Source organism: Microbacterium horticulturae (genome assembly GCF_029094505.1).
Lineage (GTDB): Bacteria > Actinomycetota > Actinomycetes > Actinomycetales > Microbacteriaceae > Microbacterium > Microbacterium horticulturae.
Genome location: NZ_CP119108.1, coordinates 2,726,470 through 2,749,826 on the forward strand (window position 1 = coordinate 2,726,470; position 23,357 = coordinate 2,749,826).

Genomic DNA, 23,357 nt, shown 5'->3' on the forward strand with positions numbered 1-23,357 from the left:
CCGCCGGGGCACCCGCGCCGGCCACTGTCACGCTGAGTTCTGAACACGACGAGAGTGGATGCCACGCCGGGCGCGCGGTTCGCTGGTGAACACCGTCGGGTGTGCACAGCGAACCGCGCGGCGAGATGGCACCCGCCACCAAGCGCGTCATGGGCTGACCTCACTCCGCACACTACGCTTTGACCGTGCGCCTCGCCGTTCTCGACATCGGGTCGAACACCGTCCACCTGCTGATGGCCGATGTCCGCCCCGGCGGGCGCCCGCTCGCGGTCACCAGCGAGCGCGCCGTCGTGCGCCTCATGCGCTTCCTCACTCCCGACGGCGCTATCAGCGACGAGGGTGTGGAAGCGCTGCGGGATGCCACGACCCGCGCCCGCGACATCGTCGCCGGCGAGCGCATCGACGAGTTCCTCGCCACCGCGACCTCCGCCGTGCGCGGTGCAACGAACGGCGCTGCCGTCATCGCGATGATCGAGCACATTCTCGGCACCGAGCTGCAGGTGCTCGATGGCGAGACCGAGGCGCGGCTGACGTTCCTGGCGGTGCGGCGCTGGTTCGGCTGGGCGTCGGGCAACATCCTCCTGTTCGACATCGGCGGAGGGTCGCTCGAGCTGGCCACGGGTGCCGACGAGCTGCCCGACGTTGCGGCATCCGTCCCCCTCGGCGCCGGTCGTATGACGGTGCAGTTCATGCCCGACGATCCGCCCGGAGACGCCGCCGTCGAGGCGTTGCGCGCGCACGCGCGTGCGGTGCTGGCCCCGGTCGCCGACACGTTCGCCGCGCAGCCCCGCCCCGATCACATCGTCGGGTCGTCGAAGGCCATCCGGTCACTGGCGCGGCTGGCGGGCTTTCCGGTCGCAGGCTGGAACGGAAGCGAGCGGATGCTGCTCCCCCGCGCCGCGCTGGGCTCGTGGATTCCGCGACTCGCCCACATTCCGGCATCCGCCCGCCAAGAGCTCCCCGGGATCACGCCTGACCGCACGTTCCAGATCGTGGCGGGCGCGGTGGTGCTGCACACGGCCATGGAGATGCTCGGCGCCGGCGAGCTCGAGGTCAGCCCATGGGCGCTGCGCGAGGGCGTGCTGCTGCGCTACATCGAGTCGATGGCGTGGGACCACCTCGGGCGCTGAACGCCCTCACCTCCGGCGCGCGGTGCCGACCTCGATTCTCATCAGGTCGCTCCCGAGCGTCAGCCGGCCGTCGTAGCCCGCGGCCCGCCCGCTCTCGCGCAGCTTCTTGCGCCACACGTGGTCGGGCACGACGCTCGGATCGACGGGGCTCAAGTGCGTGGCGACGAGGGCGCGCACATCGGCGGCCTTCGCGATCGCGCCGAGGTCACCGACATCGGTGTGCACGAGCTTGATGTGTTCGATGACCGCCTCCGGATACCCCAGCTTCGGCAGCGCCGCGAAGTCGGCGGTCTCGTGCAGCAGCAGGTCCGCGCCCGCAGCGAGTCGGATGATGTTGGGCGTGGGCGCTGTGTCGCCCGAGAAGACGACGCTGCCGTGGTCGGAGTCGAAACGGTACGCCAGTGCCGGCCAGACGGCACCGTGCGGCACGAGCGTCGCGGTGACCTTGACCCGGTCGTCTTCCATGACCGCGAACGGCTCCATCGTGGGCGCGGGGTTCGACGCCGACGCGCCGGCCGACGCGGGCGGCAGCACATCGTGCACCGTGAGCATCGAGGCGGGGTCGGCGAAGAAGTGCTCGTCGAGGAAGAAGGTGGTGGATGCTGCGAAGCTCTCGTTCGCGAGTCGGGTCATCTCCACCGTGCCCGGCGTCGTGCCTGTGGCCCCGCTGATCTGCGAGGGCAGACCCGATGCGCCGGGACCCCATACGCCGATCGGCGACAGAAAGCCCTGTGCGCCGACGACGCCGCCGGCAAGGAGCGGGAAGGCGAAGTAGTCGACCGTGTGATCGGAATGCAGGTGCGTCAGGAAGATGGCGGTGAGGTCCGGCATCGACAGCCCCGCGCGCATGTACCGGCTGACGGCGCCCCGGCCGCAATCGATGACGTAGTTGCGCCCGTCCACGGTGAGCACCGACGAGATGCCGTACCGGTCGGCTTGTGCGGGCGGGCCGCCCGCCGTTCCCAGCAGTGTCACCAACATACCGGCCGTCGAGGTCGGCTTCCTGCCAGGCAGCGTCTCGGCAGCCTGCGCGGGTGTCGAGCCGCCCACCAGACCGCCCATGGCTGCGGCGGCCGCGGTCGCCCCGGCAATGCCAAGCAGCCCGCGGCGGCTCAGGCCCCGTACGTCGTCACGGTGTCCCTCAGGTGCTGATCCATCCATCGGAGAGCCTCTCTGTCGTCTTCGACATGAGTGCCTGTGGCCGTCGTCGGCCGCGTGCGGGAGCACTCCCCTCCATTAGCGCGTACGCGTCAGGAGCTTGTGACGACGACGGCACCGATACGACGAATCACGCTCGCTGATGGGGGTCGTCACGCCGGCAGCGCGAGGTGCTCGCGCACGACGTCCGCGAGGCGCCCGGCGATCTGCGAGGCCACATCGGCATCGGCCGCTTCGACCATCACGCGCACGAGCTGCTCGGTGCCCGACGCGCGCAGCAGCACACGACCCGACGAGCCCAGCGACCCCTCGGCCTCGAGCACGGCGGCTGCCACGACCGGGTGACCGACCTGAGTGCGATCGACGTCCTTCACGTTGATCAGCACCTGCGGGTACACCGTCATGACCGATGCGAGCTCGCCCAGCGACTTTCCGGTCTCGGCCATGCGAGCCAGAAGGTGCAGACCCGTCAGCAGGCCGTCGCCGGTGGTGGCGTGCTTGCTCATGATGACGTGGCCCGACTGCTCGCCGCCCAGGGAGAAGCCGCCCTCGTTCATGCGCTCGAGCACATAGCGGTCGCCGACCGCGGTCTGCTCGACACGGATGCCGTGGGCGCTCATGGCCCGGTGCAGGCCGAGGTTGCTCATCACGGTGGCCACGAGCGTGTCGTCGACGAGCTCGCCGCGCTCCTTCATCGCCACCGCGAGGATCGCCATGATCTGGTCGCCGTCGACGATGTTGCCCGCAGCATCCACTGCCAGACACCGGTCGGCGTCGCCGTCGTGGGCGATGCCGATGTCGGCACCTAGGCGGAGGACCTCGACGGCCAGCTTGTCGATGTGCGTCGAGCCCACGCCGTCGTTGATGTTGATGCCGTCGGGGTCGGCCCCGATCACGGTCACCTGTGCTCCGGCGTCGCGGAACGTCTCGGGCGAGACGCCGGCGGCGGCGCCGTTCGCGCAGTCGAGGACGACGTGGATGCCGTCAAGCCGGTGCGGCAGCGTCGACAGAAGATGCAGGGCGTACCGGTCTTCGGCATCCGCAAAACGGCGGATGCGCCCGACGTCGGCGCCCGTGGGCTGCAGCTTGGGGCGCGACATGGCGGCCTCGATGCGCTGCTCGACCACGTCGGGCAGCTTCACTCCCCCGCTCGCGAAGATCTTGATGCCGTTGTCGGGGGCAGGGTTGTGCGAGGCCGAGACCATCACGCCGAAGTCGGCGTCGATGGAGCCCACGAGGTATGCCGCTGCCGGGGTCGGGATCACACCCGCGTCGAGAACGTCGACGCCCGATGCCGCGAGCCCGGCCGCGACCGCGGCGGCCAGAAACTCGCCCGAGACGCGCGGGTCGCGCGCGACGACCGCGGTGAGGCGCTTGCCTGACGCGCGTCGCGCCTCGGCAGTACGGCCCTGGCCCAGGACGACGGCAGTCGCCTGGGCCAGGGTGAGCGCGAGATCGGCGGTGAGGGGGCCGTTGGCCAGCCCCCGCACGCCATCCGTGCCGAAGAGAGCCATGGGGCCGATCAGCGCTTCGAGTACTGAGGAGCCTTGCGGGCCTTCTTGAGACCAGCCTTCTTGCGCTCCTTGACGCGAGCGTCGCGGGAGAGGAAGCCGGCCTTCTTGAGGGGCGGGCGGTTGTTCTCGGCGTCGATCTCGTTCAGCGCACGGGCGATGCCCAGGCGCAGCGCGCCGGCCTGGCCCGAGGGGCCGCCGCCGTGGATGCGCGCGATGACGTCGTACGAGCCGGTCAGGTCGAGAACCGTGAACGGGTCGGTGATCAGCTGCTGGTGCAGCTTGTTCGGGAAGTAGTCCTCGAATGCACGACCGTTGATCGTGATCTTGCCCTCGCCGGGGATGAGGCGCACGCGGGCGATGGCCTGCTTGCGACGGCCGACCGCCGCGCCCGGAACGCTCAGCACGGGGCGGGGCGCCGTCTCGACGGCGGTCTCGCCCGTGCTCTCGGTGGTGTAGTTGGTCAGTTCGGTGGAGTCGTTGTTCGCCACGAGTTGGTCCTTTGTGTCTGCGGCGCTTACTGGGCGACCTGGTCGAAGATGTAGGGCGTGGGCTGCTGCGCGGCGTGCGGGTGCTCGGCGCCTGCGTAGACCTTCAGCTTCGACAGCTGCTGGCGGCCCAGCGAGTTCTTGGGGAGCATGCCGCGGACGGCCTTCTCCACAGCGCGGACCGGGTTCTTCTCGAGCAGCTCGGCGTAGTTGACAGCCTTCAGGCCGCCCGGGTAACCCGAGTGGCGGTAGGCGATCTTCTTCTGGAGCTTCTGGCCTGTGAGGGCCACCTTGCCGGCGTTGACGATGACGACGAAGTCGCCGGTGTCGAGGTGGTTCGCGAAGGTGGCCTTGTGCTTACCCCGCAGAAGTGCGGCGGCGTGCGAGGCCAGGCGGCCGAGAACGACGTCGGTGGCGTCGATGACCAGCCATTCGCGCTGGACTTCGCCAGCCTTGGGAGTGAAAGTGCGCGTCACAGTAGTGCTGCTTTCTTGATCGAACGGAGAGGTTCGTGAATCCCACTCCGGGGTGGTTCCGTGCTCTCCTCCCCGGTCGTTGAGCGAGGCGGCGAAGCCGCCGAGCCGAAACGACGACCGCGGACGGAGCGAACAGAACACGCCAGTGGAGGGCTCACGTTCGTGTGCGCCAGCAGGAGCGAACGCACCAAAGACATAGTCTACGACATCGGGATGCCGCGGCCAAATGCCCGCGTCTGCCGCTAGGGCTTCATCGGGCACAGTTCAGGGACGACGAGGATGGGACCGGCGACAGTCACGGGACATGCTGCGCGCCTAAGCGATGTGCGGCGGCAGTTCCGCAGGCGGGTCGGCCAGCTCGACGATGAGATCGGCTCGGTCGGCGGTCGAGGTGATCAGTTCCGCATTGCGCTGGTCGCTGCCCAGCGAGCGCTCACGCGCGGCGTCGGGCGCGCGACCGAAGCGGATATGCCGTGCGATGAGTTGTGACAGCCGAGTGTCCTCCGGCGGGCAGAGGAACCACACTTCGTCGATGACCGCGCGTGCCCGCGGCCACGCGTCGCGGTCGAGCAGCAGGTAGTTCCCCTCGGTCACGATCAGCGGCGTGGACGCGTGCACGGGGATGGCCGACCCGACGGGCTCCTCGAGGTCGCGGCGGAACTGCGGCGCGTAGACGACGGGATCTCCATCTGGGGCCGCCTGCGCGTGCAGTCTCTCCAACAGGCTGGCGTATCCCCAGCTGTCGAACGTGTCGAACGCTCCCTTGCGCGGTCGGCGACCCAGTTCCTCGAGCACCCTGTTGGAGAGGTGGTACCCATCCATCGGCACGAAGGCGGCCAGTTCCGGTCCGAGCGCGGCGACCAGGCGCATCGCGAGGGTCGACTTACCGGCCCCCGGGGCTCCGGTGATGCCGAGGATGCGGCGCGTCCCGGCTGACGCCAACTCTGCGGCGCGGTCACGCAGTTCAGCGAACGTCGTCGAGCTACCAGTGAGCGGGTTCACGCATCCCCCTGAGAAAGTGAAATTGTCGCGATCGCGCCGAGCCAGCTGCGCGGCCCGATCATCGTGCAGCGCACGGACGCCACCTCGCTTGCATAAGAGACGCGCGATGCGACGTCCTCGACGCCGTTCGCGACCGCGTATGCGTACGCTCCGTGGAAGACGTCGCCGGCGCCCAGCGTATCGACTGCGGCGACGGCAGGCGTCATCACCTCACCCGAGCCCGTCGCCGTTCGCCATCGCACGGGCCCTGCCCCGGCGGTCCTCACGACGACCGGCACACCCTCGGCGACGAGGTGCTCGGCGACTGCAGCACCCGATTCGTGGCCGGGCATGCGGAAGTCGGCCGATGCGACCACCTCCGTCGCGTGTGGGAGCAGATCGGCGAATGCCGGTTTCCAGCGGCCAGCATCGACGACGACCGGCACCACGGCGGCCTGCGCCGCCGCGGCGAACGCCGCGGCCATGGCCGCGTGATGCCCGTCGAGAAGGAGCACGTCCGACTCCTCGACGAGTTCACTCACCGCCTCGGATGCCGGCGCCGAGACGAGCACCCCGCGTGCATCGCCGCCGACGACGGCCCGGTCGCCCGTGGACCGGGTCACCAAAACGGAGGAGACGGATGCCGCGCCCAAGTCCGGCGCGACGTCCACGACACGCACCCCGCACGCGCGAAGGTCGGCGACGATCGCCTGCGCGACCGTGGACGACCCCAGCGCGGTGACCAATGTCGCCGTGCCGCCCAGCGCCGCGAATGTCACGGCGGCGTTGGCGGCTGGTCCCCCAGCTGCCACGAACTGCGACTCGGCCGTGAGCTTCTCGTTGGCCGCCGGGATCCGGTCCACCCGACTGACGATGTCGAGCGTGGCAAGCCCGACGAACAGCCCGTGCGCGCGTTTCTCAGGCACCCCCGCCTGCTTCCTCGTCGGTCGGTCGTTCCGCGCCGGTCATCAGCGCGACGACCTCCGACATGCTGCGCTGGGTGGGATCGATGACCGCGGCCCGGCGCCCCAATCGGTGCACGTGGATGCGGTCGGCGACTTCGAACACATGGGGCATGTCATGGCTGATGAGGACGACGGGTATGCCGCGGTCGCGGATCGTCTTGATCAGCTCGATCACCTGACCGGACTCCCGGACTCCCAGCGCAGCCGTCGGCTCGTCCATGATGATCACGCCGTTGCCGAATGCCGCAGCGCGCGAGACGGCAACCCCCTGCCGCTGCCCGCCTGACAACGTCTCGACGGCCTGATTCACCGACGTGATCCCGATCTTCAGCTCCTGCAGGTGCCGGGATGCCTCTTTGCGCATGGCCGGCATGTCGAGCCGGCGCAAGACCGTGCCCATGAACCCCTTGCGCCGGATTTCCCGACCCAGGTAGAGGTTCGAGGCGATGTCGAGCGCGGGGATGACGGCGAGGTCTTGGTAGACGGTTTCGATGCCGCGAGCCCGCGCATCGCCGGTGTGACGGAAGTGCACGACCTCTCCGTCGACGCGGATCTCACCGGCGTCGGGGACGACGGCGCCGGCGAGCGCCTTGATCAGACTCGACTTGCCTGCACCGTTGTCGCCGATGACGGCCAGTACCTCCCCTTTCCGGAGGTCGAAGTCTGCGCCGTTGATCGCCGTGACGCTGCCGTAGCGCTTGACGAGTCCTCGCGCTTGCAGAGCGAGCGGAGGCGTGTCCACAGTTTCGTTCATGCCACTGTTCTCCTCTACCGCGATGTCCGGCCGCGGAGGAACTGGTCGACCGCGACCGCGACGATGACCAAGACGCCCGTGGCGATGTTCTGATACAAGCTGTCGACGCCGGCGAGAGTCAGTCCGTTGCGCAGCACGCCGACGATCAACGTGCCGATCAAGGTGCCCAGGACACCGCCCCGGCCGCCGAAGAGGCTCGTTCCACCGATCACCACCGCGGTGATGGTCTCGAGGTTCGCGTTCTGATAGGCATTAGGGTCAGCGTTGGGAATGCGTCCGAGCGCGGCCCAGGCGGCGATCATCGCGATGATCCCCGAGATGACGTAGACCGACAGAATCGTGCGATTCGTCTTGACGCCGGAGAGCGTCGCGGCCGCGGGGTTGCCGCCGACCGCATAGACGTGGCGTCCCCATGCGGTCTGCGTGAGAGCAAAACCGCAGACGATGTACACGACGAACATGGCGATCACGCCGTACGTCGTCCGGAACGATCCGATCGAGACGGTGTTGCCCAGGAACGTCATCAGCGCTCCGTCGACCTGGAACGTCTCGGAGCCGGCCAGCAGGCGTGTCGCCGCGGCGATCGCGGTGAACGTGCCGAGTGTCACGATGAACGGCGGCAGCCGCAGCAAGGTGACCAAGACGCCGTTGAGCGTGCCGAGCACGACGCACACCACGAGCGTGAGGGCCATCGCCACGATCGGCCCGTGCGCTCCGGCGACCTGCGCCATGACGATCGTGCCCATGACAGCGATGGCGCCGATCGACAGGTCGATGCCTGCCGTCAGGATGATCAGCGTCTGCGCGACGGCCAGAATGCCGATCACGACGGATTGTTGCAGGATGAGCGAGATGTTTCCCGGCGCGATGAACCGCGGGGAGATGACCGTGAAGATGATCACCGCGAGTATCAGCGCCGTGGTGGAGCCGAACAGCGGCGAGCGCAGGACTCTCGATCGCGCCCGCTGCACAGTCGACGTAGATTTCGGCGTCTTCTTGATCGCCATGGTGGGAGTCGTCATGTTTAGAGACCTTCCAGTGGGGCAGGCTGCGCGAGCGCGCCCGCCCCACCTCTGTCAGGACCGCTCTGGTCAGCCCCAGCAGTTCTCGGCGCCCCAGGCGGTGTCTTTCGACTCCAGCCCGTCGACGGGGTGATCGGTGATGAGCTCGGATCCCGTGTCATTGAATCCACTCTTCGGCTTCGTGCCGTCCTTCGCGTAGGCGACAATCGCGTCCACGCCGCTGGTCGCCATCTTGCCGGGGAACTGCATCACGGTGGCGCCGATGATGCCCTTCTTTACGTTCTCGACGCCCGTGCACGACCCGTCGATCGACCCGATCACGATCTGGTCGGCCTTTCCTGCGGCCTTGATCGCGGCGAAGCCGCCCGCCGCCGCGGGCTCGTTGATCGTGTACACGGCATTGGCGTCGGGTGCGCGCTCTAGGAGGTTCTCCATCGCCGTCTGCGCCTTGGTCTGGTCGCCGTGCGTGTCAGCCTTGCCCAGAATCTCCGGCGAGTCCTCCGTGAGCCCCATGCCCTTGATGAAACCTTGATGGCGCAACGTGTCGACGGTGCCGCCCGGCGTCCCATCAAGCAGCAGCACCTTGGGCGTCTTACCGTCCAGCGAGCTCTTCACCCAGGTCCCCTGTGCCACACCGGCGGCGAAGTTGTCCGTGGCGAACGTCGCGTCGACGGCATCAGCGGGGTCCGTCGCCGTGTCCAGCGCGATCACCAGGACCCCCTGATCTCGCGCGTCCTTGATAGCCGAAAGGATGCCGGACGACGAGTTCGGCGTGATCAGGATGCCGTCGACACCCTGACTCACGAGGTTCTCGATCGCCGATACCTGTCCTTCGTTGTCACCGTCGAACGCGCCGGCGAGCGCGACCAGCTTGGCCCCCTTCGCATCGGCGGCCTTCTGCGCCGCCTCGCGCATGTTGACGAAGTATGGGTTCGAGTCCGTCTTCGTGATCAGCCCGATGGTGACCTGGTCCGACGAGCCACCACCACCACCGCCGCCGGCGTTGTCCGCGCTGCATCCGGTGGCGCCGAACAGCACCGCCGTCGATGCGAAAGCCGCCGCGGCCACCAGCAGCCGTTGTGAGAGTCTGCGATTCATGTGAGCACTCCTTTGAACTCGGTGTGTGCTGTCACACACGGGACAGCTGCGTCCGGGACTACCGTAGCGAGACGAAAGCGCTTGCGCAAGCGCTTTCGTCTCGCGGTGTGCGAAGTGTTATCGTGAGCCGGACGACGCGGCCCGCGGGGATCAACGGAGAGAAGACAGCGCGCAATGGTGACGATGAACGAGGTGGCGAAGCGCGCCGGCGTGTCGATGAGCACGGTCTCGCACGTGCTCAATGGAACGCGACACGTGAACCCGAACACGCGCGTTCGGGTCGAGCAGGCGATCTCCGAACTCGGCTACCGACAGGACCCCGCAGCCCGCATGCTGGCCGGCGGCCGGTCCGGCACCATCGGGCTCGTCATCTCGGGCCTCACCAATCCGTATTTCGGCCCGCTGCTGCACACGATCGAGCAAGAGGTGTCGGACGCGGGGTACGTTCTCGTCCTCGGCGACAGCCATGACGAGCACTTCATGGAGCAGCAGACCATCGATTCACTCGTCAGCCGACGCGTCGACGGCCTGATCGTCGCTCCCTCGGCCGGATTCACCGGTGAGTCCGCGCAGCGGATCGCCGAGACCGGAACGCCGCTCGTGCTGATCGACCGGGCGCTGCCGGTCGAGTGCGACAAGGTCACGCCGGAGAACCGGGAGGCCGTGCGCACCTTGACCGAGCATCTGATCGAGCACGGGCACCGACGTATCGCCGTCGTGACCGGCCTTCGCGGCATCGACTCCACCGAGGAGCGACGCCAGGGATATATCGATGCCCTCGCGGCGCATGACCTGCCGATCGATCCGGCTCTGATGCTCGACGGGCAGTCCGACCGCCTGGTGGCGCAGAGTGCCGTCGCCGACCTTCTGCGCGGGAGTGATCGCCCCACGGCCCTCCTCCCCCTGAACAACGCCATGACCATCGGAGCCATGCGGGCCATGCGCGATGCGAAGCTCGGCATCCCCGACGACATCGCCCTGTGCGCCTACGACGACTTCGAGTGGAGCGACCTCTTCCGCCCGGGGCTGACGGCCATGGGTCAGGATGTCGCGCGCATGGGCACCGAAGCGGTTGCGCTTCTGCTCCGGCGGATCGGTGGCGACTCGTCGGAGTTCGAGCACCACGTCATCTCCCCCGCGTTCCACCGCCGTGACTCATGTGGTTGCCCCAGCGGCGACTGAATCCCTCCCGCACACCGACAGAGAGAGCTGCCATGCCCATCGCCACGCCCGACACGTACCTCGCCATGCTCGACAATGCGAAGAGCAAGGGCTTCGCGCTACCGGCGATCAACGTCACGAGTTCGCAGACGCTGAACGCCGCCCTGCAGGGTTTCGCCGAAGCGGAGAGCGACGGCATCATCCAGGTGTCGCTGGGCACCGCCCTCTACCTCTCCGGCGCCCGTGTCCAGGACCGGGCCGTCGGGTCGAAGGCCCTCGCGCACTATGCGCACGAAGTGGCGGCCCGTTATGGCGTGACCGTTGCGCTGCACACCGACCACTGTCCGAAGGAGCACCTGGATGACTGGGTCCGTCCCCTCCTCGCCGACTCCATCGAACGCCGCAGCCGCGGGCTCAATCCGCTCTACCAATCGCACATGTGGGACGGATCGGCCGTGCCGCTGGCGGAGAACCTCGACATCGCCGAAGGCCTCCTCGAGCAGAGCGCGCGGGCCGGCACGATCCTCGAGGTGGAGATCGGCGTCGTCGGCGGCGAGGAGGACGGCATCTCGCACGACATCAACAACGATCTCTATTCCACCGTCGACGACGCCCGTGCGACCGTCGCCGCGCTGGGTGCCGGTGAGCGGGGCCGCTATCTGACTGCGCTGACATTCGGCAACGTGCACGGCGTCTACAACCCGTCGTCGGTGCACCTGCGCCCCGAGCTCCTCGGCGAGATCCAGACGGCGATTGGCGCCGAGGTCGGTCGCGACAAGCCGTTCGACCTCGTGTTCCACGGCGGCTCCGGCTCATCGGCCACCGACATCGCGACCGCCGTGTCGATGGGAGTCGTCAAGATGAACATCGACACCGACACGCAGTATGCCTTCACACGGTCGATCGCCGGCCACATGTTCTCCGGTTGGAACAAGGTGCTGAAGGTCGACGGCGGGTACGGCGACAAGAAGGCCTACGACCCCCGCAGTTGGGGCAAGCCGGCGGAGGCGTCTATGGCCGAGCGCGTCGTTGAGGCCGCCCAGCAGCTGGGATCGGCAGGCCACTCCCTGGCGTGACCCTCGCCGCGCGAGCAACGAGCAACGAGTACGCACACGAAAACGCCGGGCCCTCACAAAGAGAACCCGGCGTCGAGAAAGCCAGAGGCTACGGCAGCTCGCTGGTCTTGTGGTCGTGGCGCGACTTGTGCATCGGAATGCCGATGGCCGTCGAGACGAGAAGGAGGCCGAGCACGAAGATGACCGATTCCCAGCCGTCCACGAACGGGGCGTAGCCGAAGCAGGCGAAGCCCGCCACGAACAGCACGAAGCAGAGGATGAACATGCTTTTCCTTCCAGACGAACCGGTGCGCCTACTCAGGCTACCGCGTCTGCGGGCCTGTGGCGTACATGCGGCGTCGTCATCCGCGCGCTCACGAGGATCGGCAGATGGTCGCTCAGGCCCTGCGGCAGCGTGCGGATGTGGTCGATGTCGAACCCGTTCGAGGTCGCGAAGTCGTAGTACCCGCGAAAGTAGCGATACCGCGTGTAAGTGCGGGTGTCGCTGAGGGTCAGTTCATACCCCTGGTCGCGGATCGCCTGACTGAGGTGCTCCTTGAACACGGGGTAGTTGTAGTCGCCCACCATGAGCGCCGGCAGGTTCTTCTCGCCCATCTCGCCGAGCTCTTCGAGCGCGGCGCGGATCTGGTGACGCCGCAGCGAGTTCAGCGCCGTCAGTGGCGCCGCGTGGAACGACGCCACGACCAGGTCGCGCCCCTGGTCGATGTCGTGCAGCCGCACCCCCAGCATCCGCTCTTCCGCAGGCTTGAGCACCCGGTCGTGCAGCGACTTCTTCAGCCCGATCGAGCGGACCTCGATCGGCTGATACATGTGCACGCGGTAGTAGACGGCCAGCCCCAGCCGGTTGCGATGCGTGACGTCGGCCAGTCGCAGGTCGCCGATCTGGGAGGGGATGTCGTCGGTGTCGCATTCCTGCAGACACAGCAGATCGGCGCCATGGGCGTCGACGAGTTCGGTCAACTCGCCGGCCGCCCGATGCTTGCGCAGGTTATACGAGATCAGCTTCATCGTGCTCTCAGGGTATGCCGGGTTGCCGGTGGACGGCCAGGGCTCTCTCTGTCAACCTGCCATGAGCAGCAGCGCGAAGCCGACCGCATTGAAAGCCACATGGGCGATGATCGCTCCCCCGACACGCCCCGTGACGGTGGTCAGGATGCCGCAGACGACGCCCACCGCGAGTGGCGCGACGATCTGCCCGACCGTCACCGTTCCGGCCGGGTACGTGAAGGTGTGCAGCCCGATGAAGGCCGCCGTGGTTACGGTGATGGAGAGCGCGGCAATACCAGCGTGGATGCCGCGGGTCACGCTGCGCGCGGCACCGTCGACGCCGCGCGGGGCCAAAGCGGCCTCGAGGCCGCGCTGGACGAGCCCGCGAAAGAACAGCTCTTCCACGACCGGCGAGACGACGACGAGCGCGAGCAGCGACACGGCGATCAGCGCACCGCTCGGTCCCTCGCCGAACGGCCCACCGAGGCTGCCGGTCGTCGGCGCCACCACCTCGACGATCGCGCGCGCACCGAACCCCAGTGCCAGAGCCGCGATCACCTCGACGAACGTGACCGCCGGTCGTACACGGATGACGACCTTCGTCGCCCAGGCGATGACTACCGCTGCCACGAGCGGCACAAGCACCCCCATGTCGGCGAGGGTGCGCTGCCAGTCGGCAAGATGAGCGAGGCTGTTGCCGTAGCCCGCATAGAGAAGCAGCGCGAGCGCGCCGACAAGGTAGCCGCCGATGCCAAGCACGAGCGCGGCGCGCGGTCGGGGCGTACGGGGAGCTGCCGGCAAACGACGCAGCCCCAGGGGCTGGACCCCTGGGGCTGACGTGCTCACGTGGTTGGTCAGCTGTGCTGACGACGGCGAACAGTCGCGACGCCGACTGCGCCGCCGCCGAGCGCAAGCGCGCCGACGCCGATCCAGACGGCAGCCATCGAGATGCCGCCACCGGTGACCGGCAGTTCGGCGGTGCCGCCGCCGGTCGTGCCCGACTCAGGGACTGCGACCTCGGTGGCCGTGCCGACGACGTTGCCGTCTTCGTCGGTCACCACAAACGAGAACGTGCCTGCGGCGCGAGCCGTGAACGAGGCGGCTGCGGCACCCGATGCGTTTGCGACGACATCGGTGCTGGCCGAACCCGTGGTGGCCGCGTGGACGATCGATGCCAGGTCACCCTGCTGCACGCCGGGGCCGGTCACCGTGATGGTGAACGTGGCACCGGCGACCATGCCCGTGCAGGAGACCGTCGCGACGTCACCGACCTCAAGAGTGGCCGGCGAAATGGTGCAACTGACCTCACTGGGGTAGTCGTTGGTTGCGGCGGAGGCGGCAAGTGAGCCGCCGAGCACCAGGAAGCCGCTGATAGCAGCGACTGCGAAGACCTTCTTGAACATGTGTGTAACTCCCCGACTCGGTTTCAGTTGTCCTAGTGCGCGTCTTCACCCCAGTCAGCCGACACGACGCGTATGACACTACAGCAATCTCACAGCCCGTCGCTACCCTTTTCTCACGATCCGTTCAGAGCGCTTCTCCCGCCCGCCGTTGAGTGCAATGAGCCCGTACGTTGAGCGAACGAAGTGAGTCAAGACTTCGCTAGCCCAGGTACGTCCCCGCCAATGCCAGCACGACGAACGACACGTTGTAGACGAAATGCACGAGCACGGCGCCCCAGATGCGTCCGCTCAGCAGAACAATCGCCGCGGTGACCACGCCGACGAGGCCGAGCGCTATCGCGTCGCCGGGGCCGATCGGGCTGATGCTGTGTGCGAAGACGAACAGCGCGGTGCTCACCAGCCCCGCGGCGACGCCGGCAGCGACCTTGCCGACCGGCCGGCGCAGCGCGGTGTACACCGCCACGAGCACCACGGCGCGGAAGAAGAACTCCTCCACGACTGGCGAGACGACGACCGGCCCGAACAGGTCGGTGAACGCCCACCCGCCCGACAACGACGGGTACGAAGGCAGGGCGCCGCTGCCGCCGGTCGCGGTCGTCAGCCAGCCCTGCGCGATACGCAGCGCCACGCCGATCACGAGTCCGTAGAGAACGTCGACGCCGCGAAAGCGGAAGAGCCTGATGGGCCGCGAGCGCATCAGAGCGACGACGACGGGCACCAGCATCCCGATCCACAGCAGCACCATAGCGACGGCAGAGCCGAGCTCGCCTGGCAGGGCCAGCTGCGCGCCGACACCGGCGAGCACGCCGGCGCCCAGGCAGATGCACGCCCAGGCGATCAGCCCCTCGCGCCAACGCAGTACGGAGCGCCCACCCATGCGCCAGTCGGTACGGCGGGGGCCGCGCTTGCGTCGGCGACGCGGCGACGGGTCTTCGTCGGGCAGCGGACGCTCATCGACCGCCACTGCTGCGTCGGAACGCGGCGGGGGCGCGGCGGCGAAGATCGCGTTGAGGTCGTCGCTAGAGTGGTCGGGCACGGGCCAAAGATACCCGCCCGTGCGCTGTTTCGTTCGTCGCGGGCTCTCCCGTTCGGCCCGGAGGTGCGTTCTGATCGAGATCCTCACCGTCTGCACCGGCAACATCTGCCGGTCGCCGCTGGCCGCGGTCGTGCTGCAGACGCGGCTGGCCGATCTCGACGCTCGTGTGACAAGCGCGGGCACGCGCGGGCTCGACGACGCGGCGATGACGGCTGAGGCACAGACCCTCGCAGTCGCCCTCGGGGTGCCGCCCGAAGTCGCGGCGGCGCACCGCTCGCGCTACCTACTCGAGCTGCATCTGCTGACGCCCGATCTCATCCTCACCATGACGCGCGAGCACCGCCGCATGGTCGCCGAGCTCGCGCCCGCGCGGCTGCGCACCTCGTTCACGGTGCGCGAGTTCGCCCGGTTGGCGGCGGGCGTCTCCGACGACGACCTCCGGTCGGCGGCCGATGAGGCGGGGGCGGATGCCGCGGCCCGCATGCGCGCGGCAGCCGCGCTGGTCTCCACCCGGCGCGGCATCGCACCAGCGCCCGCAGACCCGACGGACGACGACGTCATCGACCCTTACGGCCGCCCGTGGAAGGTTTACCAGGAGTCGGCCGCGCAACTGGCGCCCGCCCTCGCCGAAGTGATCCGCGTCGCCCGCCTCGCCGCCGGGCCCTCGCCCGCCCTGGGTCGTTGAGCGAGGCGCCAAAGGCGCCGAGACGAAGCGCCGATACCCGCTCTATGGCAAGATGATGCTGTTTCTGACCCCCGTCTATGGGAGGCGGGCCAGGGTGGGTTCAAGCGGGGGAGCACGCACGCGCCATGACGAAATACCGTCGCGAGCCGATTTCGCGCGGCTGGACGATCGCCGGTCTGGTGGTCGTCGCCGTCGTCGCCGTGGCACTCGTCATCGCGGCGGTCCTGCGCAATCACGCGGCAGCGGCGTCGGGCACGGCAGCGCCGCTCCCCTCGTTCACTGACGCTTCCCCGTCGGCCACCCCTACCGCCACGCCGACTCCCACGCATACGCCGATCGATCGGGCCGCCGAGCGCTTCTTCGCCGTGGCCCCCGACGCTTTATGGCGCGCGACGGCCGGCCAGTGCGGCAAGACCGAACCGGTCGTCGAGCGCTCCACCGACCGGGGACAGACGTGGACCGACGTGACACCGCACTATCGAGACATCGCGCAGGTCGCGTCGCTCGATCAGATCGCCGCGCACGCCGCCGCGATGGTCACCGAGCTGGGTGACGACTGCACCCCGACCGGCATACGCACGTTCACCGACGGCAGGTTCTGGGAGCCCTTCGATGCCGTCATCGACGATGCTCATTACCTCTCCTTCACCGATGCGGCGAAGGTCATCTCCCCCGATGGCTACTATGCCGCCCCTTGCGACGACGCACACGGGCTGCGCGCAGCCGGCGACATCGAGGCCGTGATCTGCGATGGCACTGCATACGAGCGGTCAGCAGACGAGTGGGTGCCGCTGCCCCAGAAGAACGCTCTCGCCGTGGCCGTGTTCAGCGGAGATCTCTACGTGGCGAGCGTGGGCGAGAAGGATTGCGAGGGCATCGCCGTCACGCGTCTGGCCGATGCCGACCCCGCCAAGAGCGAGTCGGCCGGCTGCGCCGCCGACGCCACCGCCAAGGGCACCATCGCCATCGGCCCCTCCAGCTTCGGTACATTTGTCTGGTCGGCCGACGCAGTGATCCTGGTGAAGCCGTAGGGGCGTGAGGTCGTTGAGCCTCAGGCCGTTGAGCGGGGCGCCACAGGCGCCGAGACGAAACGCCGCTGCCAGGCGCTAACACCATCCCGTCCGAAATACTGAGGCATCTGGCCACAAGCGTCCGAGCCTTCCATTAGAATCACCTCATAGACTTTGCGTCCGCCCATGGGGGCTGGCGGTATTCACTGTTTAGCGCTGAACTGACCACTGACAGTCGGCCTGTTCTCTCACACAGGCCTGATCGGCGCGAACCGAAGAATTCAGAGGAGCGTCACGTGGTGTCCGAAGCGCATGCGGCAGGTGCAGTGGCAGCGGAGGCCGAGACGGCTCCGCGAACCACGACCTTCGACTGGCGCCGACGTCTCGCACGCCGTGTGATGATCACCGACTTCCTCGCTCTGATCTGGGTGGTCTTCGGCACACAAATTGTTTGGTTGGGGCTCGGCCCCGCGTCACTGGCTTTTCGAGCTGAACAACACTTTGATTCACTCTCTTACTGGAAATTCTCCGCATTCCTTGTTGTCGTGTGGATGTGGGTTCTCGCGCTGAACGACTCACGCAGCGATCGAGTCATGGGCGCTGGAAATAGTGAATATGTACGCATCGTCAATTCGAGTATGCTGCTGTTCGGAGGCATCGCGATCATTGCTTTTCTCGCGCGCGTGGACATCGCCCGCGGTTACCTCCTTATTAGCCTCCCCACGGGTATCGGAGTACTTGTCCTCGTCCGCTGGATGTGGCGGCAATGGCTGATAGCGAAGCGCGCTTCCGGCGAGTACGCCGCGCGCGTCCTCCTCGTAGGATCCCGCGATTCGGTTGCGCAAATCGCGCGGGAACTGCGGCGCAACCTCGGCGCAGGTTATGCAGTCGTCGGCGCTTGCGTCGTCAGACCCAAACCCGACGAAGATATCGACGGCACGCCGATTGTCGGAGATATGTCGACGATCACGGACGCTATGGCCGCTGTGCAGGCTGACACCCTCGCAGTCACCAGTACAGGCGACCTTCCGCCGAAGCGCCTCAAAGAGATCTCGTGGGAGCTTGAAGCAGGCAAGCAGCACCTTGTATTGGCACCAAGCCTCACCGACATTGCGGGTCCGCGCATCCATTCCCGTCCCATTGCAGGACTACCCCTCCTGCACGTCGAGACACCCCAGTTCTCGAGGGGACAGCGCGTGGTGAAGCGCACGTTCGACATTGTTGTCGCCGCGCTCCTCATAATCTTGCTCTCCCCAGTGCTACTGGTCGTCGCGCTCGCCGTCAGGTTCACGAGTCCAGGCCCTGTCTTCTTCTCTCATGAACGCATAGGCCGCCGTGGTGCCCCCTTCACGATGCTCAAATTCCGCTCAATGCGTATCGGCTCCGAGCATGAACTGCAGTCACTACTCAGAGCCCAGGGCACGGAGCAGCAGCCGCTCTTCAAGGTCAAGAACGATCCGCGAATCACACCGATCGGCCGATTCATCCGCAAGTACTCACTTGATGAGCTGCCACAGTTTTTCAATGTTCTCGACGGCTCTATGAGCCTCGTTGGTCCACGACCCCAGATCGCCGCGGAAGTTGCGCTCTATTCAAACGCGGCGAAACGGCGGCTGCTGACTCGCCCCGGGATCACAGGGCTGTGGCAAGTGAGCGGGCGATCTGAGCTTGCATGGGAAGATGCCGTCAAGCTCGACCTGTATTACGTCGAAAACTGGACGCTTACAGGCGACATTATGATCCTACTTCGGACCATACGGGCGGCTCTGCGTCCAGGGTCCACGGCAATCTAAGCGACTGGAACTTCAGTAGCTCTATTTCAACTCGAGAGTAGGTATTGCTTTGCGCATTTCTGTCATCGGCTGCGGTTACCTTGGCGCGGTTCACGCCGCCGCCATGGCCTCGATCGGCCACGAGGTCGTAGGGATCGACGTTGATGAGAACAAGATTTCCACTCTTAAGCGCGGCGAAGCACCATTCTTCGAGCCCGGGTTGCCAGAAATACTTACGCGCGGCGTCAATTCTGGCAGATTAACGTTCTCGACAGATATGGTGTGCGCTGCTGGAGCGCGGGTGCACTTCTTGGCCGTAGGTACACCCCAGCAGGCAAGCGGGTATGCCGCAGACTTATCGTTCGTCGAGGCGGCGGTGGACACGCTTATTCCACATCTGCGGCGCGGGGACATCGTTGCGGGAAAATCAACAGTCCCTGTAGGCACGGCTTCACGCCTCGCGTCGCTCATTGAGCCGACAGGAGCAACGCTGATCTGGAACCCGGAGTTCCTTCGCGAGGGCTGGGCTGTTGAAGATACCGTTGATCCCGACCGGCTCGTAGTCGGTGTCCCAGGGGGAAGCACAGAGGGCGCAATCGTTTCCGCCGAAGGTTCCGAGGTTTGCCCCACCCCAAATATCGTGCAAACGATGAAAGAGGTCTACCACACGGCCATTGCCAAGAATACGCCGTTCATCGTCACCGATTACGCCACTGCCGAGCTCGTCAAGGTCTCCGCAAACGCCTTCCTGGCAACGAAGATCTCCTTTATCAACGCGATGGCAGAGATCGCAGAGGCCACGGGCGCCGACGTAACGCAGCTCGCCGATGCCATCGGATATGACGCGCGCATCGGCCGCCGCTTCTTGGGGGCGGGGATCGGCTTCGGCGGCGGCTGTCTGCCGAAGGATATCCGCGCATTCTCCGCACGGGCTGAGGAACTCGGGCGTACTGAGTCCGTGCAGTTCCTGCGTGAAATGGACGCCATCAACCTTCGGCGCCGCGACCGCGCTGTGCAACTCGTTGTCGATGCCTTTGAGGACGGGGTCTTCGAGAAAAAAGTCGCCGTGCTCGGAGCTGCGTTCAAACCACATAGCGACGATGTTCGCGATTCACCAGCGCTCGACGTCGCAGCACGGTTGAAGGGCTTCGGCGCCGACGTGGTGGTAACGGACCCACAGGCGCTCGAGAATGCCGCGCAACTGCATCCACAACTCACGTACACGTCCGATCGTGACGAGGCCCTCCGGGGCGCAGATGCCATCCTCGTCGTCACGGAGTGGGACGAATATCGTCACCAGATGTCGCCCTCCCATGCCGCGTCTCTCGTACGAGAGAAGGTTATCGTCGATGGCCGCAACTGCCTTGACCCGGTCGCGTGGCGTGCAGCAGGTTGGACGTACTTCGGAATGGGTCGCCCCTAGGTGCGTGGGTCTGAATTGGTGGTCGTGCCGCGCTGCGTATTGATGGTCGTGGGCTGAGATCCACCGTGTGTGCGTGCTGCTTGATCGGTATGGGTCTTCGAGTCCGTCGTGGTGGTCTCTTGCCGCTACTGCGGGCCGGCAGTGGAACGGTGCGGTGGCCTTTACACTGCCGGGATGCTCGTGGTCATACCGCCCGAGGTCGTGGCGATACGGAGCTTGCGGAGGTTGTGGCAGAGCGCGTGGAGCACCCACTCGCTCCTGCCTGCGGCCAAGCCCCGCAGTCGCAGCTTCCCCGCGTTCTGCCGTGTTTTCATCTGTCCGAACACGGGCTCGATGATCGCTTCCCGGCGCGCGTAATGCGCTCGGCCTGACGCAGCACGTGCGCCATACGCTGACGTGGTGAGGCATCCTCGGGAAGAGGACCGTCAGGGCCCGGGAACATCTCTCCCGTGCGTTCCCGTCCGGTCGCAAACAGCGCGGTTCCGTCGAACTCCTCGGCAGTGGTGAGGTTCTGGGTCGAGCAGTAGCCCGCACCAGCGAGGAACACATCCGGGTCTTGGTGATACCCGCGGCCCGAAGCTGGCCGGTCATGACCTCGTGCATCGGCGCCATCTGCTGCACGTGGGTGGCGTGCTGGGTGACATCCACAGCGACGACGACCTGACTGGTGTCATCAGCGATCGCCTGCGCGTTATACGCATACGCGAACCCGTCATTCATTTTCATGATCCGCGACTGCGGATCCGTGAAGTTCCGTTGCGTCTTCCCTGCAGGAGCCTCGTTCACGGCAGCGGCGTCTGCGGCTTCGTCCTGTTGAGTATTCGCCCCCTGCAGCGCCACCGGATATTACCCTTGAGCACCAGTGATACTGCGAATCGGCGCCATCCAGTATTGCCGTTGGGCGCCAGTGGCGATGAGTAGGTCGCGAGACCTGGCGATGGGCCGCATCTGGCCGCCGTTGACAGACGACCTCGTCCTGACCGATCAGCAGCCGACGAAGCCGACGGCAAGGGCAGGCAGCGCCTGCCCGCGGTAGCGCAAGACGAAGCCTTGGTCCTCCTCATGCCAGCACGGTGCCCGCTTGCGTGACGCCATCGGCGACGATGAATCGGGTGGTGCTGACGCCGAAGATGAGTGGCGCCGACCGGGGCGATCGCTGCGATGAGTGAGGGGCACCCAACCGCAATGCCGGTGGTGCTCAGAGACGCTGATACGGCTCTTCACGAACGAGGGTGTAGTCGGTTGAGCGCGTCGGTGGCTGGGTAGGGGTCGAGGTTTCCCGGATAATGGAAGTTCTTCACGCTTGCCATCCCGAAGGATCTCGACGTGCTCCACCCTACTCTTGCGACCCCGGACCTGATGACGTTCTGCCGCCTCGACCAGCTTGGTCTCGTTGCCATCGGCCAGTTGATCGAGCCCGACCGGGCGACGATCGAGTGCCGGCCGGTGGAGACTGATCCGTGGTGTCGGAAGTGCGGCGGCGGGGGCGTGCCGAGGGGCACGGTGGTGCGTCGGCTCGCGCAGGAGCCGTTCGGGCACCGCCCGACCATGCTGCTGGTGCGGGTGCGCCGGTACCGGTGCGCGCACTGCCGGCGGACGTGGCGGCAGGACATGACCCGTGCCGCCGCGCCACGGGCGAAGATCTCCCGCCTCGGGTTGGAGTGGGCGCTGCGGGGCATCGTCATCGATCACCTCACCGTGACCCGTGTCGCCGCGGGCCCCCAGGGTGTCCTGGAACGCCGCGAACACTGCAGTGCTCGGGATGGCAAGCGTGAAGAACTTCCATCAGCCGGGAGACCTCGACCCCTACCCAGCCACCGACGCGCTCAACCCACCAATAAACCACGCCAGAGGCGAGTGGTGTGGCAGTACTCATGGAAACGGGAGAAACGCCACAACATCACGCTGAACAAGCAGATCGAACGCGCCGAACGTGTCGCTGACGGGACCAGACCGGTCAAGAAGGACCGGTTCGTGACCATGGATGGGTCCGCCACCGCGGTGAACTGAGCACAGATCGAGAAGGTCCGCACCTGGCTGGGTCTGAAAGGCTACATCACCAACATCCTCGCCGCCGTGCTCGACGGGAAGGGCGTCGTCGCCGCGTACCACGACCTGTTCCAGGTGGAAGCCTCGTTCCGGATGGCCAAGAGCGCCTTCAAAGCGCGACCGATGTTCCACCATCAGCGAGACTCGATCGAAGCGCACTTGACGATCGCGTTCTGCGCCCTCGCGATCGCCCGGTACCTGCAGAATCGGACCGGTATCAGCGTCAATCGCATCATCCGCACCCTCCGGCCGCTCCGCGACATGACCATCAGCATCAGCGGACAGCAACACGTCGCGGCCACCCCGCCCGAATGCGAGGCCGTCGACATCCTCACCACGCTCCGCACCTAATCGATGCGCACTAAATTGGTACGACTCAGGAGTGGCATGCCGACCTCTGCTTACAAGTCGTAGAGTTCCGCCATCGCTGCATATTGCGCCTTCTGCGCATAAAACCCACGAGCCACTTCGGCCGAGGCTGATGCGAGCTTCCTCGCTTCCTCAGGGTTACAAAATGCGTCGATCGTGGCCTCTGCTAAGGCCTCGGGACTATTTGAGACACTCCAGAACCAGGACTCATCTCCGATCCCCTCCACGCCGATTGTGGTGCCAATTACTGCACAACCGGATAGCAAAGCATCTATCGTCTTAAATTTGACGCCCGCGCCCGACCAGAGCGTCGCGAACGCCACGAGCGAACGATCGTACTCGGCTTCGATGTTTTGCACGTAACCCAATACTTCGACGCGTACAGCACGCGCGGCTACTTGTATCAAATGCGCCGAGGGGTTAGCTCCAACAATTCGCAAACGTGCATCGGGTACTTTCTGAATGACCATCGGCCAGACTTGTTCAATCAACCGTACAGCGGCTGTATCGTTCTCAGGTCGATGCATTGCACCCACGAAAACAGCGTCGCTCCTATTACGCAAACATCGGTCGCTTTCGACTCTACCCTCGCGTGTTATCGGCGGCACAACAATTGCGCATCCAGTCGTGGGCAACAGCGCTTCATCTTTCGCACTCAGTACAGCGACAGCGTCCGACAGCTCACATATCTTACGCGTGAGGCGGATGGCGCGCTTTGCGGCCCGCAAATTGAAGCGCTTGCTTCTTCCTCCGGTTATCTCCGCGCGGCGCTCATATTTCTGTGGTAGAACGTCGTGAAACGT

23 protein-coding genes and 2 pseudogenes are annotated in these 23,357 nt (G+C 66.4%); 9 read left to right on the forward strand and 16 right to left on the reverse strand.

Annotated features, from left to right (window positions below):
* The first annotated feature begins 185 nt into the window (after positions 1-185).
* Positions 186-1,130 carry a Ppx/GppA phosphatase family protein gene (locus tag PU630_RS12955; protein WP_275277478.1) on the forward strand — a complete coding sequence of 315 codons (945 nt, stop codon included), beginning with the start codon at positions 186-188 and terminating at the stop codon, positions 1,128-1,130.
* Between the two features lie 6 nt (positions 1,131-1,136).
* On the opposite strand, the gene PU630_RS12960 is transcribed toward PU630_RS12955, so the two are convergent.
* The 9 genes from PU630_RS12960 to PU630_RS13000 form a co-directional block, all read right to left on the reverse strand.
* The gene (locus PU630_RS12960; RefSeq protein ID WP_275277479.1) at positions 1,137-2,291 is read right to left on the reverse strand and encodes an MBL fold metallo-hydrolase; all 1,155 of its coding nucleotides are present in this window, start codon (positions 2,289-2,291) and stop codon (positions 1,137-1,139) included.
* 149 nt (positions 2,292-2,440) lie between these two features.
* A complete protein-coding gene (glmM, locus tag PU630_RS12965; RefSeq protein ID WP_275277480.1) occupies positions 2,441-3,802 on the reverse strand; it encodes a phosphoglucosamine mutase in 1,362 nt (453 codons plus the stop codon).
* 8 nt (positions 3,803-3,810) lie between these two features.
* Positions 3,811-4,290 carry a 30S ribosomal protein S9 gene (gene rpsI, locus PU630_RS12970; protein WP_275277481.1) on the reverse strand — a complete coding sequence of 160 codons (480 nt, stop codon included), beginning with the start codon at positions 4,288-4,290 and terminating at the stop codon, positions 3,811-3,813.
* Positions 4,291-4,316: 26 nt separating this feature from the next.
* Positions 4,317-4,763, reverse strand: a complete 447-nt coding sequence (gene rplM / locus PU630_RS12975; protein ID WP_275277482.1) for a 50S ribosomal protein L13 — start codon at positions 4,761-4,763, stop codon at positions 4,317-4,319.
* A gap of 315 nt (positions 4,764-5,078) precedes the next feature.
* Entirely contained in the window at positions 5,079-5,765 is a 687-nt protein-coding gene (locus tag PU630_RS12980; protein ID WP_275277483.1) for a nucleoside/nucleotide kinase family protein, read from the reverse strand.
* Positions 5,762-6,670: a PfkB family carbohydrate kinase gene (locus PU630_RS12985; RefSeq protein WP_275277484.1), complete on the reverse strand. Its 909-nt coding sequence runs from the start codon at positions 6,668-6,670 to the stop codon at positions 5,762-5,764. Before PU630_RS12985 ends, PU630_RS12980 begins: the two co-directional genes overlap by 4 nt.
* Positions 6,663-7,463 (reverse strand): ATP-binding cassette domain-containing protein, encoded by an 801-nt coding sequence (locus PU630_RS12990; protein ID WP_275277485.1) that lies wholly within the window; start codon positions 7,461-7,463, stop codon positions 6,663-6,665. The genes PU630_RS12985 and PU630_RS12990 overlap by 8 nt, the downstream gene beginning before the upstream one ends.
* Positions 7,464-7,477: 14 nt before the next feature.
* Complete coding sequence (locus PU630_RS12995; protein ID WP_275277486.1) at positions 7,478-8,485, reverse strand: ABC transporter permease; 1,008 nt, start codon at positions 8,483-8,485, stop codon at positions 7,478-7,480.
* Between the two features lie 69 nt (positions 8,486-8,554).
* Positions 8,555-9,583, reverse strand: coding sequence for a substrate-binding domain-containing protein (locus PU630_RS13000; protein ID WP_275277487.1), 1,029 nt, complete (start codon positions 9,581-9,583; stop codon positions 8,555-8,557).
* Between the two features lie 174 nt (positions 9,584-9,757).
* On the opposite strand from PU630_RS13000, the gene PU630_RS13005 reads away from it, so the two are divergent.
* Positions 9,758-10,765, forward strand: a complete 1,008-nt coding sequence (locus tag PU630_RS13005; protein WP_275277488.1) for a LacI family DNA-binding transcriptional regulator — start codon at positions 9,758-9,760, stop codon at positions 10,763-10,765.
* Between the two features lie 32 nt (positions 10,766-10,797).
* Positions 10,798-11,820, forward strand: coding sequence for a class II fructose-bisphosphate aldolase (fbaA, locus tag PU630_RS13010; RefSeq protein ID WP_275277489.1), 1,023 nt, complete (start codon positions 10,798-10,800; stop codon positions 11,818-11,820).
* Positions 11,821-11,908: 88 nt separating this feature from the next.
* Here the strand turns inward: fbaA and PU630_RS13015 are convergent, their stop codons facing one another.
* The 5 genes from PU630_RS13015 to PU630_RS13035 all read right to left on the reverse strand — a co-directional run bounded on the left by PU630_RS13015 (position 11,909) and on the right by PU630_RS13035 (position 15,246).
* Complete coding sequence (locus PU630_RS13015) at positions 11,909-12,085, reverse strand: hypothetical protein (protein WP_275277490.1); 177 nt, start codon at positions 12,083-12,085, stop codon at positions 11,909-11,911.
* A gap of 32 nt (positions 12,086-12,117) precedes the next feature.
* Positions 12,118-12,828 carry an endonuclease/exonuclease/phosphatase family protein gene (locus tag PU630_RS13020; protein WP_275277491.1) on the reverse strand — a complete coding sequence of 237 codons (711 nt, stop codon included), beginning with the start codon at positions 12,826-12,828 and terminating at the stop codon, positions 12,118-12,120.
* Positions 12,829-12,879: 51 nt separating this feature from the next.
* Positions 12,880-13,608 (reverse strand): CPBP family intramembrane glutamic endopeptidase, encoded by a 729-nt coding sequence (locus tag PU630_RS13025; RefSeq protein WP_275277492.1) that lies wholly within the window; start codon positions 13,606-13,608, stop codon positions 12,880-12,882.
* Between the two features lie 53 nt (positions 13,609-13,661).
* Entirely contained in the window at positions 13,662-14,210 is a 549-nt protein-coding gene (locus PU630_RS13030) for a hypothetical protein (protein WP_275277493.1), read from the reverse strand.
* 199 nt (positions 14,211-14,409) lie between these two features.
* The gene (locus PU630_RS13035) at positions 14,410-15,246 is read right to left on the reverse strand and encodes a CPBP family intramembrane glutamic endopeptidase (protein ID WP_275277494.1); all 837 of its coding nucleotides are present in this window, start codon (positions 15,244-15,246) and stop codon (positions 14,410-14,412) included.
* Positions 15,247-15,265: 19 nt separating this feature from the next.
* Between PU630_RS13035 and PU630_RS13040 the strand changes: the two genes are divergently transcribed.
* The 4 genes from PU630_RS13040 to PU630_RS13055 all read left to right on the forward strand — a co-directional run bounded on the left by PU630_RS13040 (position 15,266) and on the right by PU630_RS13055 (position 20,136).
* Positions 15,266-15,931 carry an arsenate reductase/protein-tyrosine-phosphatase family protein gene (locus PU630_RS13040; RefSeq protein ID WP_275277495.1) on the forward strand — a complete coding sequence of 222 codons (666 nt, stop codon included), beginning with the start codon at positions 15,266-15,268 and terminating at the stop codon, positions 15,929-15,931.
* Positions 15,932-16,056: 125 nt separating this feature from the next.
* Positions 16,057-16,962 carry a hypothetical protein gene (locus PU630_RS13045; RefSeq protein ID WP_275277496.1) on the forward strand — a complete coding sequence of 302 codons (906 nt, stop codon included), beginning with the start codon at positions 16,057-16,059 and terminating at the stop codon, positions 16,960-16,962.
* A 275-nt stretch (positions 16,963-17,237) separates the two neighbouring features.
* The gene (locus tag PU630_RS13050; protein WP_275277497.1) at positions 17,238-18,734 is read left to right on the forward strand and encodes a sugar transferase; all 1,497 of its coding nucleotides are present in this window, start codon (positions 17,238-17,240) and stop codon (positions 18,732-18,734) included.
* Positions 18,735-18,783: 49 nt separating this feature from the next.
* Positions 18,784-20,136, forward strand: coding sequence for a UDP-glucose dehydrogenase family protein (locus PU630_RS13055; RefSeq protein ID WP_275277498.1), 1,353 nt, complete (start codon positions 18,784-18,786; stop codon positions 20,134-20,136).
* Between the two features lie 161 nt (positions 20,137-20,297).
* Here PU630_RS13055 and PU630_RS17415 read toward each other — a convergent pair whose 3' ends face one another.
* Complete coding sequence (locus PU630_RS17415) at positions 20,298-20,450, reverse strand: hypothetical protein (RefSeq protein ID WP_428982007.1); 153 nt, start codon at positions 20,448-20,450, stop codon at positions 20,298-20,300.
* 1,045 nt (positions 20,451-21,495) lie between these two features.
* Here PU630_RS17415 and PU630_RS13060 point away from each other — a divergent pair.
* Positions 21,496-21,895 (forward strand): annotated as a pseudogene (locus PU630_RS13060) (ISL3 family transposase); the annotation flags it as partial.
* An 86-nt stretch (positions 21,896-21,981) separates the two neighbouring features.
* Positions 21,982-22,536, forward strand: a pseudogene (locus PU630_RS17420) (IS1634 family transposase); the annotation flags it as partial.
* Between the two features lie 50 nt (positions 22,537-22,586).
* On the opposite strand, the gene PU630_RS13070 reads toward PU630_RS17420, so the two are convergent.
* The gene (locus PU630_RS13070) at positions 22,587-23,081 is read right to left on the reverse strand and encodes a glycosyltransferase family 4 protein (RefSeq protein ID WP_275280105.1); all 495 of its coding nucleotides are present in this window, start codon (positions 23,079-23,081) and stop codon (positions 22,587-22,589) included.
* Positions 23,082-23,357: the final 276 nt, after the last annotated feature.

What these genes read in the sequence shown, in the direction of transcription:
- fbaA (WP_275277489.1), top strand. Translation starts at nt 10,798, where the DNA reads ATGCCCATCGCCACGCCCGACACGTACCTCGCCATGCTCGACAATGCG.
- PU630_RS13000 (WP_275277487.1), bottom strand. Translation starts at nt 9,583, where the DNA reads ATGAATCGCAGACTCTCACAACGGCTGCTGGTGGCCGCGGCGGCTTTC.
- PU630_RS13005 (WP_275277488.1), top strand. Translation starts at nt 9,758, where the DNA reads ATGGTGACGATGAACGAGGTGGCGAAGCGCGCCGGCGTGTCGATGAGC.
- PU630_RS13020 (WP_275277491.1), bottom strand. Translation starts at nt 12,828, where the DNA reads ATGAAGCTGATCTCGTATAACCTGCGCAAGCATCGGGCGGCCGGCGAG.
- PU630_RS13015 (WP_275277490.1), bottom strand. Translation starts at nt 12,085, where the DNA reads ATGTTCATCCTCTGCTTCGTGCTGTTCGTGGCGGGCTTCGCCTGCTTC.
- glmM (WP_275277480.1), bottom strand. Translation starts at nt 3,802, where the DNA reads ATGGCTCTCTTCGGCACGGATGGCGTGCGGGGGCTGGCCAACGGCCCC.
- PU630_RS17415 (WP_428982007.1), bottom strand. Translation starts at nt 20,450, where the DNA reads ATGAAAACACGGCAGAACGCGGGGAAGCTGCGACTGCGGGGCTTGGCC.
- PU630_RS12960 (WP_275277479.1), bottom strand. Translation starts at nt 2,291, where the DNA reads ATGGATGGATCAGCACCTGAGGGACACCGTGACGACGTACGGGGCCTG.
- PU630_RS13030 (WP_275277493.1), bottom strand. Translation starts at nt 14,210, where the DNA reads ATGTTCAAGAAGGTCTTCGCAGTCGCTGCTATCAGCGGCTTCCTGGTG.
- PU630_RS12990 (WP_275277485.1), bottom strand. Translation starts at nt 7,463, where the DNA reads ATGAACGAAACTGTGGACACGCCTCCGCTCGCTCTGCAAGCGCGAGGA.
- PU630_RS13070 (WP_275280105.1), bottom strand. Translation starts at nt 23,081, where the DNA reads ATGCATCGACCTGAGAACGATACAGCCGCTGTACGGTTGATTGAACAA.
- PU630_RS13045 (WP_275277496.1), top strand. Translation starts at nt 16,057, where the DNA reads ATGACGAAATACCGTCGCGAGCCGATTTCGCGCGGCTGGACGATCGCC.
- PU630_RS12995 (WP_275277486.1), bottom strand. Translation starts at nt 8,485, where the DNA reads ATGACGACTCCCACCATGGCGATCAAGAAGACGCCGAAATCTACGTCG.